6 protein-coding genes and 1 pseudogene are annotated in these 8,626 nt (G+C 43.4%); 4 read left to right on the top strand and 3 right to left on the bottom strand.

The annotated features are described in order from the left end of the window. The 3 genes from WKF69_RS11210 to WKF69_RS11200 all read right to left on the bottom strand — a co-directional run. Positions 1-99: zf-TFIIB domain-containing protein (locus WKF69_RS11210; RefSeq protein WP_340381946.1), on the bottom strand; the 99-nt coding region annotated here is incomplete at its 3' end. A gap of 242 nt (positions 100-341) precedes the next feature. Further along, complete coding sequence (locus WKF69_RS11205) at positions 342-2,480, bottom strand: molybdopterin cofactor-binding domain-containing protein (RefSeq protein WP_340381945.1); 2,139 nt, start codon at positions 2,478-2,480, stop codon at positions 342-344. Between the two features lie 4 nt (positions 2,481-2,484). Beyond that, positions 2,485-2,943 carry a (2Fe-2S)-binding protein gene (locus tag WKF69_RS11200; protein ID WP_340381944.1) on the bottom strand — a complete coding sequence of 153 codons (459 nt, stop codon included), beginning with the start codon at positions 2,941-2,943 and terminating at the stop codon, positions 2,485-2,487. A 232-nt stretch (positions 2,944-3,175) separates the two neighbouring features. On the opposite strand from WKF69_RS11200, the gene WKF69_RS11195 reads away from it, so the two are divergent. The 4 genes and pseudogenes from WKF69_RS11195 to WKF69_RS11180 form a co-directional block, all read left to right on the top strand. Then, on the top strand, positions 3,176-4,747 hold the full coding sequence (locus WKF69_RS11195) for a DUF1800 domain-containing protein (RefSeq protein WP_340381943.1): 1,572 nt from the start codon (positions 3,176-3,178) through the stop codon (positions 4,745-4,747). Next, a complete protein-coding gene (locus WKF69_RS11190; RefSeq protein WP_340381942.1) occupies positions 4,744-6,330 on the top strand; it encodes a DUF1501 domain-containing protein in 1,587 nt (528 codons plus the stop codon). The genes WKF69_RS11195 and WKF69_RS11190 overlap by 4 nt, the downstream gene beginning before the upstream one ends. Positions 6,331-6,411: 81 nt before the next feature. Further along, positions 6,412-7,716 (top strand): amidohydrolase/deacetylase family metallohydrolase, encoded by a 1,305-nt coding sequence (locus tag WKF69_RS11185; protein ID WP_340381941.1) that lies wholly within the window; start codon positions 6,412-6,414, stop codon positions 7,714-7,716. A 67-nt stretch (positions 7,717-7,783) separates the two neighbouring features. Beyond that, positions 7,784-8,626, top strand: a pseudogene (locus tag WKF69_RS11180) (amidohydrolase/deacetylase family metallohydrolase); the annotation flags it as partial.

The raw sequence follows: 8,626 nt of genomic DNA, 5'->3' as shown, positions 1-8,626 counted from the left end.
CCTGTCAAGCCAGATACCCCGGCAGTCCGGGCAATAATCGATCTCTATTCCTTGTTTATCAGTAATAAGTAGCGTTGTTTGGCAATTTGGACATTTCATATTTCATAGATTTTAGTACGCCCAAAGTTACAAAATCCCTTGTTGTTAATTAGCATTTTCCCGATTAGATGTAATCGTGCCGTAAAAAGAAATGGGCTGTCTGTTAACACTAGTAACTTGTAAGGTACCATATCCGGAGCGTGAAACCGAAAGAGTCAACACATCCCACATTATCGTTTAAGCAATAAAAAACCGGCCTGATAAATTCAGCCGGCTTTTAGTTAGCTATCAGCAATCAGTGCTTAACTGATCGCTTTGAAAACATCCTGATCGGTAAACGGCTGACTCCTTAAGCGCTTACCTGTTGCTTTAAAAATAGCATTTGCTACGGCTCCACCGGTTGGAGGAAGCGCAGGCTCACCCAAGCCGGTTGGATCGATCCCGTTATCAACAAAGTGAGTTTCGATTTCCGGTATTTCTTTCATTCTGATCAACCTGTAGGTATTATAGTTCTTCTGTTCAGTGGCACCGTCTTTAAAACTGAGCTTACTATACATCGCGTGCCCAAGTCCATCTACCACACCACCCATTACCTGCTGCCGCGCACCGCCCAAATTAACTACTTGACCGCAGTCCGCAATAGCAAATATTTTCTTTACCACAGGCATGCCGCTTTGCATCTCTACTTCAGCTACCTGCGCCACATAGGAAGCGTGGGAAAAATACACGCTGAAACCCTGAGATACATTTTTCTTCTTACCCCATGAAGATTTTTCTGCAGCGAGTTTAATAACACCTATCATCCGGTTTATATCGTAACGGAGGTCCCCTACCGGTTTAGCTTTAGCTTTTTCTAAAAGCTCAAGCCTGAATGCTACAGGGTCCTTACCAGCAGCCTCAGCTACCTCATCAAGGAATGATTGTTCAGCGTATGCTAAGAAATTAGTTATCGGTGCACGCCATGCTCCGGTTGTTATTGGCGATTTATGTTCGACAGAGTCTATCAATAGATTATCGACAGCGCCGGATGGGAAATTATTTTCACGGGTTGAATTACCTGAGTTTATTCCAACACCTCTTAATTTATATCCGATCATATTCCCAGAAGCATCTAATGCTGCTTCAAAACGATAACGTACAGCAGGACGGTATACACCACCTGTCAAATCATCTTCTTTGCTCCATATCAATTTAATTGGTGCTTTCAACAAGCTGGAAACTTCTGCTGCTTCCAATGCATAATCATTTTGCAGCCTTCTGCCGAAACCACCTCCCAAACGAGTTAGCTGCAGTGTGATCTTGTCTTCGGGAATGTTCAATAATTTCGACACCTGCGCTCTGGCATTTGCCGGAGTCTGTGTGGGGCCAATCAGCTCGATCCCATCAGGGCGAACATGCGCAAAAAAGTTCATTGGCTCCATGGGGCTGTGCGAAAGGAATGGACATTGATACTCTCCTTTTACAATCTTAGCCGCGTTTTTGAAAGCTGTATCCACATCACCATCTTTGCGTCGAACAGTTGCAGTACCCGTATCCATTAGGGACACAAACAGCTTGTTATGATCATCGGTACTTTCTATCGCGCCGTCTTTTTCATACTCTACCTTTAAAAGCTTTCTTGCTTTCATTACCTGCCAGGTAGACTTTCCTACCACAGCTACATTATTTTTGAAGCTAACCACATCTACTATCCCCGGCATAGCTTTGGCCGCAGCGGAATCTACAGATTTCAGTTTCATCCCAAATGATTGAGGACGCTGTACCATCGCGAAAAGCATTCCTTCACGATAAACATCCATGCCAAAAAGCGGCTTTCCAGTAACGATCTTCTTGTTCTCTACATTTCGAACAAGCGTTCCGATGATCTTGAAATCTTTCCTGTCCTTTAGTTTAATATCAGTTGGCACAGGCACTTTGGAGGCAGCCTCCGCAAGGGGGCCATATCCTAGCTTTTTACCTGATGAAACGTGGCTCACTATACCCATTGCAGCAGAACATTCAGCCGCAGGAACACCCCATTGCTGAGCCGCAGCCTGAATAAGCATAGCTTTCGCGGTTGCGCCCGCCGTTCTTAACAGTTTCCAGGAGTGCGGAACCGCCCCGCTTCCGCCGGTTAATTGCCGTTGAAATTTGTTATCCAGGTTTGCCTGCAAAACTCGAACCTTAGTCCAATCCGCTTCTAATTCCTCAGCTACAACCATTGGAAAAGAGGTCATTATATTTTGGCCAAGTTCAGGATTCGGCGACATGATCGTAACTATACCATCAGCTGCTATAGATAAATAGCTATTGAACCCAATATTTCCGGCTGCTATTGCTGAGCCCGGAACAATTACAGGAGCAGCTTCTACATTGAACCAGTTAAATCCAAGCACCAGCCCACCGCTGGTCATAGCAGTCATTTTTAAAAAATCGCGCCTGCTGTTCTTTATATTTTCCATGAGATCAGGCTTTAGTACTTGCTAATTTAACTGCTTCGCGTATGCGATGATAAGCCCCGCAACGGCAAATATTTCTGTGCATGGTGCTCGCGATCTCCTCATCCGAGGGTTTCGGGTTTTTCTTCAATAATGCGGCTGCAGTCATTATCTGGCCAGCCTGGCAATATCCGCATTGAGCGACATCAACTTCATCCCACGCCAGTTGAAGTGGATGGTCCCCTTTCTCAGATAAGCCTTCAATAGTGATCACAGGTGAATTGCCGACTGCTGATACAGGGTAAACACATGAGGGGGTTGCAACGCCATTCACATGGACTGTACACGCACCGCATTGGGCGATACCACATCCGTATTTGGTTCCAACCAATCCAAGATGATCCCGAAGAACCCACAAAAGTGGGGTATCGGCTTCAACATTAGCCTGTAGTGTTTTACCATTAATTTGAAGTTTATAATTCGGCATAAATCAGGTTTTGATGTTTCTAAAATAGTTAAAAAATTAAGAAATGAAATGTAACAATGATAACTATCGAAATATATCTATCTTGTTCATTAAGGCTGGGATCCTACCCTGTTCAACTCCAATAATTAAAAAATATTATATAAACAATAGAATAATTGTTCAAAAGTTTGTATATTGTATTTGTGGGTGATATTTAACAACCTTCTGCAACCCTCTTTTATTCTTTAACCGCATGCCAGTAAAACCATATACGGGGACATTTGGAAAAAACGAGTTGATTCATTTATTGAAACGGTCGTTATTTGGTGTGAAAAGAATAGATATCGCAATCTATTCAGGCAAAACGCTGACTGAAGTCCTCAATAGTCTTTTGGGCAACGAAATGGCAGTGAGCCCCCCGGTTAATAACTATAACGACGCTACCTTATCAGATCTAACAGTCCCTGATGGGCAACCATGGATTAGTGCGCCTTATGAAAACGGAACGATAAACTCGAGGCGTGTAGGGTCCTTCACATCCTGGTGGACAGGCATGATGCTCGAACAGGCACCGACTTTACGCGAAAAGATGGTACTTTTCTGGCACAATCACTTTGCGACAGAAACGACAGATGTAGGAGATGCCAGGTATTCATACAAGACGAACGCACTGCTCAGAACCTACTGTTACGGCAATTTTCGCGAATTAGTTAAGCAAGTCAGTATAGATCCGGGAATGCTCAGATATCTGAACGGATATTTAAACACTAAAACCGCGCCCGATGAAAATTATGCGCGAGAGCTTCAAGAGCTTTTCACTTTGGGCAAAGGCCCTGGGTCCAAATACACTGAATCGGATGTAAAAGCGGCTGCTAAGGTTTTAACCGGTTATCGGCTTGATGCTATTAATATTACATCGACTTTTGATGCGACAAGACATGATATAACCGACAAACAATTTTCGTCTTTTTATAACAATACCATTATCAAAGGTCAAACAGGCCTAAATGGGGCGAAAGAGCTGGATGACATGCTTAATATGATATTCCTGCAAAACGAAGTGAGTTTATATATCTGTCGGAGGCTTTACCGGTTTTTTATTTATTACGATATCACACCCACTATAGAAAGCACGTTCATCGCACCACTTGCTGAACTTTTCAGAGCAAGCAATTACGAAATTAAGCCCGTTTTACAAGCTATGTTTAGCAGTGAACATTTCTTTTTAAACCAAAACCGGGGATGTATGATCAAAAGTCCCTTGGAATTCACAGTTGGCTTATGCAGGGAGTTCGAGATCTCTTTCCCTATCAAAGGGGATTATATAAATCAATATTACATGTGGGCTTACATTAAGAGCCAGGCAGCAGCATTTCAACAGGATGTTGGAGATCCACCTAATGTGGCGGGTTGGCCGGCATATTATCAGGAGCCTCAATTTTATGAACTCTGGATCAATTCAGATACGATAGCCAAAAGAAATGTATTTACTGACCGGTTTATTTCATCGGGCTACACTCGAAACAATCAAAAGATAGTGATTGATCCAATAGCATATACGTCAAAATTTGCTAATCCCGGAGATCCAAATGCATTGATTGATGAAGCCCTGGATCAATTATACAGGATTGACGTCTCAACAGCTACGCGCACATTTTTAAAGAGTATATTATTAAGCAATCAGGTATTGGATTATTACTGGACGACCGCATGGACCGACCATAAAACCGACCCTACAAATGTTGCAAAGAAAAACATAGTAAACACACGTTTGGTAGCCATGTTCAAGTACATGATGAACCTTGCAGAATATCAGCTGGCATGAAAAGAAGAGATTTTCTGACAAAAGCTATTCCGGCCGGGGTTGTATTACCTTCCCTTATTAATGGAATGACCTTTAAGGCGTTCGGGGCTTCCCCGTTAATATCGGCGCTCACTGCAGCCGGCGAAGAATCTGATCGTGTACTCGTGCTTATACAAATGAATGGAGGAAACGACGGGCTAAATACGATCGTTCCGCTTGATCAATACTCCAACCTCGTGAAGGCACGCTCTAATATTATTTTGCCCGAAAATAAAGTTATTCAACTTGGAAATTATAACACAGGTATTCATCCTTCGATGAAGGGATTGGCTGAATTATATAAAGAAGGTAAATTAAATGTCATTCAGTCAGTAGGTTACCCACAGCCCAGCTTCAGCCATTTTAGGGCAACTGATATCTGGCTTACCGCATCTAATTCAAACCAGGTAATAAATTCGGGCTGGACAGGACGGTACTTGGATCAGGAATATAAAGGATTTCCCACAGGTTATCCAACGACAAATATGCCAGATCCACTCGCGATACAGATAGGGTCTTTTGTGTCACCGGCTTTTCAAGGGCCTGGGGTAGGTATGGGAATGGCTATCACGGATCCGCTTAATTTTTATAACCTGATCAACGGTCTTCAGACCCCTGCTCCAAACACCAATGCGGGAAAAGAACTAACTTATGTAAGACAGATTTCTCAACAAACTCAGCAATATGCGGCGGTGATCAAAGCTGCCGCATCAAAAGTCACAGTTCAGGGAACTTACCCCACAGGAAATTCCCTTGCTGATCAACTAAAAATTGTGTCGCGGCTTATCTCCGGAGGCTTAAAAACCCGGATCTACATGGTTAATATAGGTGGATTCGATACCCATTCCGGACAAGTCAATTCCGGTGCTACAGAAACCGGGGCTCATGCTAACCTGTTAATGAAAGTAAGTGATGCGATTAAAGCTTTTATGGACGACCTTAAGCTTCAAAACGCTTCCAAACGGGTAGTCGGCATGACCTTTTCCGAGTTTGGCAGACGGATCCAATCAAATGCAAGCACAGGTACAGACCATGGAGCTGCCGCACCGTTATTTATGTTTGGAGATTACGTGGAAAATGGGGTTCTTGGCAAGAACCCGACAATACCGGGAACCGTAACTGGTAATGATAACATTCCCATGCAGTATGATTTCCGTTCGATCTATGCATCAATACTTGAAAAGTGGTTTTGCGTATCTTCGACCACCTTGGAAGCTACTTTGCTCCAAAACTTTCAAAGTCTGCCTATTATCAGCAATAGAGCAGGATGTAATTCCAGTTCGATCACCAACCTCAATGCTGCAAACGAAGGAGTTCTCATTTCTAATTATCCTAACCCATTCCAGTCTTCCACTAAAATAGCCTATAAATCAAAAGGTGGCCATGTACTTATACAGATCTTTGATATTCAGGGCCGATTGATGGGAACCGCAATAGACCAGGTTACCCAAGCTGGTGATTTCTCCTTCAATTTCGATAATCCGGGCTATGTTCCGGGACTTTACTATGCTAGATTTCAGAATCAGGATCTACAGCAAGTCAGAACGATGATGGTTGCAAGGTAGAGACAAAATCACCAGTAACAATTCTGCAAGTATCTCTTTACGCTGATTATTCTTAATTATATTAGGAGATATTAATATGATATGCAACTAAACTATTACAAAAATCCTAACAAGATATTCTTCACCACTGCCGTGCTCTTATTGGTCGGAATTTCATGGACACAAGCCCAGGAAATCGACCTCTTACTAAAAGGCGGGCACGTTATAGACCCTAAAAACAAGATCGATGCAAAGATGGATGTTGCAATCGTCGCCGGAAAGATCGCTAAAGTTGCTGCAGACATTCCTGCAAACACGGCAAGGAAAACGGTTAATGTCACTGGCCTCTATGTAACCCCCGGCTTAATTGATATACACGGACATGTTTTTCATGGAACGAAGGCAGATCATTATTTGAGCAACGGACTGGCTGCACTCCCTCCCGATGGTTTTACGTTCCGTACAGGTGTTACAACTATTGTTGACGCAGGGGGCGCAGGCTGGAGAAATTTTGACGTTTTCAAAAAGAACGTCATTGATGTATCTCAAACACGTGTTCTCTCATTTATAAATATTGTTGGTGAGGGCATGCGTGACCTGGTTGCGTATGAACAGAATACGGCTGATATGGATGCAAAGCTTACTTCAAGCATGGCGAATAAATATAAAAGCCTCATTGTAGGTGTGAAGATCGCACATTACATTGGCCACGACTGGGCTCCTGCGGACAAAGCAGTTGAAGCAGGTACCATCGCAAATATTCCGGTTATGGTTGACTTTGGCAAAGCTAATCCTCCCCTTCCTATAGAGGACCTTTTCATGAAGCATCTTCGGCCGGGCGATATTTTCACTCATATGTATCGTTACGATCGCGAATTCAGTGCGGAGGGCAAAATGCTTGAGCACAAACAGGCTATTGTAGACATGAAAACAAAAAAAGTAAAACCCTTTGTATTCGAAGCACGCAAACGCGGGATCATTTTTGATGTAGGCCATGGCGGCGGAAGCTTTATGTGGAGCCAGGCAATCCCAGCAATGCAGCAGGGCTTCGCTCCGGATGTATTGAGCTCAGATCTTCACACCGGAAGTATGAATGGCGGTTTCAAGGATATGGCGAATCTTGCTTCTAAGTTTCTGAATATAGGTATGTCTTTGCAGGATGTAATTGCTGCATCAACATGGAAACCAGCAAACGTTATCAAAAGAAGCGAGCTGGGTAACCTGAGTGAAGGTTCGGAAGCAGATATTGCAGTATTCAATCTTAAAACCGGTGATTTTGGATTTTCAGATTCGAATGGAATTGCGATTAAAGGAAAGCAAAAGCTAGAGGCCGAACTGACTATCCGCAGGGGTAGCATTGTTTGGGATCTGAACGCGATAAGTGCCTCGTCAATGCCTGCCCAGTAAGAGTTGATGCATGAACTCAGACAGGTAATATGCTTTTAAAAACATAAATTTAATAAACGATCCTATCATGAGACGCTATAAAAAAACCTCCATTTTTCTGACGGCGATCTGCTATTTACTAAGTCCGGTTTTCTTGAACGCACAAGATGTCGACCTGCTGCTTAAAGGCGGTCAGGTGATCGATTCAAAAAATAAACTGAATGCGAAAATGGATGTCGCGATAAGCAATGGGAAGATATTTAAAGTTGCTGCTGATATTCCAGCAAGCTCTGCCAAAAAAGTAGTAGATGTGAGTGGCATGATAGTGAGCCCGGGCCTGATCGATATCCATACCCACGTATTTACAGGCCCTGCAGTAGGTTTCGCAAACGGGTCTTCGAGCGTTAAGCCTGACGATTTTACTTTCCGTGCCGGGATTACCACCGTTGTGGATGCCGGAACTTCAGGCTATAAAAGCTTTCCTGCTTTTAAAGAGCAGGTTATTGAGCGGTCGCGGACGCGTGTACTTTCCTTCCTTAATGTATTTGGTCCGGGTATGATAGGAGGCAAGGCGGAACAGGACACAATGGATATGGATCTGCAGAAAGCTGATGAATTAATTAAAAAATATCCTGATATAATTGCTGGTGTCAAGATCGGCCACTATTCAGGGAAATCATGGGCGCCTTTTACCGCTGCATCTAACCTGGCAGCAGCAAATAACCGTCCCCTTTTTGTCGAATGTCACATTACGGAGTTTTCCCTTGAAGATCAATTGAATCATATGAAGCCGGGTGATATTATTACCCACGCCTATGAGAATGTTTCGGAACGAATGCCGGTTGTGGATGAAAAGGGCAATGTCAGGCCTTTTGTTCTGGCAGCCCAAAAAAGAGGGATTTTGTTTGATGTAGGACATGGAGGCGTAGGT

The organism is Daejeonella sp., assembly GCF_037719425.1.
Taxonomy (GTDB): Bacteria; Bacteroidota; Bacteroidia; order Sphingobacteriales; family Sphingobacteriaceae; genus Daejeonella.
Note: the sequence above shows the minus strand (reverse complement) of the source record. Positions and strands in the feature narration are given on the sequence as shown.

What these genes read in the sequence shown, in the direction of transcription:
- WKF69_RS11205 (WP_340381945.1), bottom strand. Translation starts at nt 2,480, where the DNA reads ATGGAAAATATAAAGAACAGCAGGCGCGATTTTTTAAAAATGACTGCT.
- WKF69_RS11200 (WP_340381944.1), bottom strand. Translation starts at nt 2,943, where the DNA reads ATGCCGAATTATAAACTTCAAATTAATGGTAAAACACTACAGGCTAAT.
- WKF69_RS11195 (WP_340381943.1), top strand. Translation starts at nt 3,176, where the DNA reads ATGCCAGTAAAACCATATACGGGGACATTTGGAAAAAACGAGTTGATT.
- WKF69_RS11190 (WP_340381942.1), top strand. Translation starts at nt 4,744, where the DNA reads ATGAAAAGAAGAGATTTTCTGACAAAAGCTATTCCGGCCGGGGTTGTA.
- WKF69_RS11185 (WP_340381941.1), top strand. Translation starts at nt 6,412, where the DNA reads ATGCAACTAAACTATTACAAAAATCCTAACAAGATATTCTTCACCACT.